1 protein-coding gene and 1 pseudogene are annotated in these 2121 nt (G+C 72.1%); one reads left to right on the forward strand and one right to left on the reverse strand.

Annotation, left to right across the window (positions count from 1 at the left end; translation table 11 throughout):
• Positions 1-294 precede the first annotated feature (294 nt).
• Entirely contained in the window at positions 295-1458 is a 1164-nt protein-coding gene (locus tag CNO22_RS26800) for an ISAs1 family transposase (protein WP_157937159.1), read from the forward strand.
• Between the two features lie 108 nt (positions 1459-1566).
• On the opposite strand, the pseudogene CNO22_RS29560 reads toward CNO22_RS26800, so the two are convergent.
• Positions 1567-1835: pseudogene (locus CNO22_RS29560) on the reverse strand (ISNCY family transposase); the annotation flags it as partial.
• Positions 1836-2121 lie beyond the last annotated feature (286 nt).

Here is a 2121-nt window from a genome sequence, read left to right on the forward strand (position 1 = left end):
TCTGTCAACCGCGGCCAAGCACGGTCGCCGACCCTTCGACGTCCTGACCGAACTCACCAGCGGAAACGTCTGGATCCCAGCAACGACCTGAACAGTCACACCAGGAAGAGCCACCCACAGTTCTGCTCACAGTTTCGTAGCCACCCGGCCGCACAGGGCGGCGTCAAAGTCGGTGAGGTAGCGGGCTGAGCTGGACGGATGCGGGCGGGCACGGGCCGTGTGGTGGTCTACGGGTGCCTACGCCATCGACCGCCAGCGAGAAGGCCCGTGCCCGCGTGCTCATCTTCCCCGTCCGTGTTGGCCACCGCGCTCACCGCCGCCCGAGCGCCAGCGGCGCCGTGGTCGACGACCGAGTCCGGTCGCCTGGTGGCCGCGCTGCGGTCGGTGCCTGATCCGCGCTGTGCCCGGGGCCGCCGTCACGCTCTGCACTCGCTACTCCTGCTGGCTGTGCAGGCGGTGATGGCCGGGGCGAGTTCGTGGGTGGCGATCGCCCAGTGGGCGGCCACCGCCCCGCAGGCCGCAGCGGTCTGCCCGACGCCGCCGCCGGAGGCGACGTTTCGCCGGGTGCTGACCGCCCTGGACGTCACCACGGTGGAGGCGGCGCTGACCGACTGGGTGACCGGCCGCCACCGCGCCGCCGCGCAGCAGCGACCGGCCTGCCCGAGAGCCGAACGCCGGCAGGTGCTGGCCGTCGACGGTAAGACGCTGCGCGGCTCGGGTGACGCCACCGGCTGGCAGACCAAGCTGGTCAGCGTCTATGACCACGCCAGCGGGCTGGTGCTCACCCAGACGACGGTCGCCGACGGCGACGAGATCGCCGCCTTCACCACCGCTCTGGGCTGCCTGCCTGAGCTGGCCGGTGTCCTGGTCACCGCGGATGCGCTGCACTGCCAGCGCCGGCACGCCGAGTTCCTCACCGCCCGGGGCGCGCACTACCTGTTCACCGTCAAGGCCAACCAGCCCATCCTGCGGCAGGCGCTGCGCCTGCTGCCCTGGGGCGCCGCCCCGGGCGCGCGGCGCCGCGGCCGAGGACACGGCCGCACCGAGTCCCGCTCGGTCAAGGTCATCGACCTGGAGGGGACAGGCGTCGACGAGCTGTTCCCCGGCGCCCGCCGCGCGATCAAGGTGGTCCGTCGGCGCATCCTCGGCGGCAAGCGATCGGTGGAGATCGTCTACGCCCTGACCTCGCTGGACCACCGCGCCGCCGACCCCGGCCTGCTGGCCGGCTGGCTACGCGGTCACTGGGGGGTCGAGAACCGGGTCCACCACGTCCGCGACGTCACCCAGCGTGAGGACGCCTCGCGCATCCGGACCGGTAGCGGTCCTCAGGTCATGGCCGCGCTGCGCAACACCGCCACCAACCTCGCCCGCTTGGCCGGGCATGACAACATCGCTGCCGTTCAACGCACCGCGGCATGGCATCCCACCGCCGTCACCGACGCGCTCAACGCTGCATGATCACCGGACGAGTGCGCAGGTCGGTCAGGCCATTCCCGACTTTGACGCAGCCCTGCCCGGCCGCAGATCCTTCCGCGAGGTGAGCGCCCCACCAGCTGCGGCGGCAGGTCGCTCGACGGGGGCCTCGCCGTGGCCGCGGTCGGCGGTGACCATGCGCGGGCGCCGGCCGGTGCGGGCTATGACCCGCCCGACGGCGGGGACGTGGTCGAGCACCACCCCGTCGGCATCGTGGAGCACGTGGGCTTGTAGCCGAATCCGACCGGGTGACCCGGTCGTCCCTCGCGATCGGACAGGCGTCCGGGTCGTGCAGGCCCGCCCGCCGGGTTGCCCTCGGACATGATCCCGGCCAGGCGGCTGGCGGGTAGGCGGCGATCCTTCGGCGCGGTCCGCTCGGCCGGCTCCCGCAGCATCGGTCAGCCACCCCGGCACCAGGACCCCCTGGGCCACCCCATGGTCGCCTGCACCCACCGGAAGCGACGTCACCGTGCTCAGACCGCCGATGCCCTACGAGATCGAGGGTCTCGCTTCCTCAGGTCGAGGTAGCTGGGGAAAGGGGCGCGTTAGCCCGGGCCTTTCATCCCGCGTGAGCTGAGCGATCTTCGGGGAGCACGAAAGGTGCCCCTGACCTGCAAGGATGTTGCTTGCTGAGGGCAATATCCACGC

The organism is Geodermatophilus chilensis, from assembly GCF_002802985.1.
Taxonomy (GTDB): domain Bacteria; phylum Actinomycetota; class Actinomycetes; order Mycobacteriales; family Geodermatophilaceae; genus Geodermatophilus; species Geodermatophilus chilensis.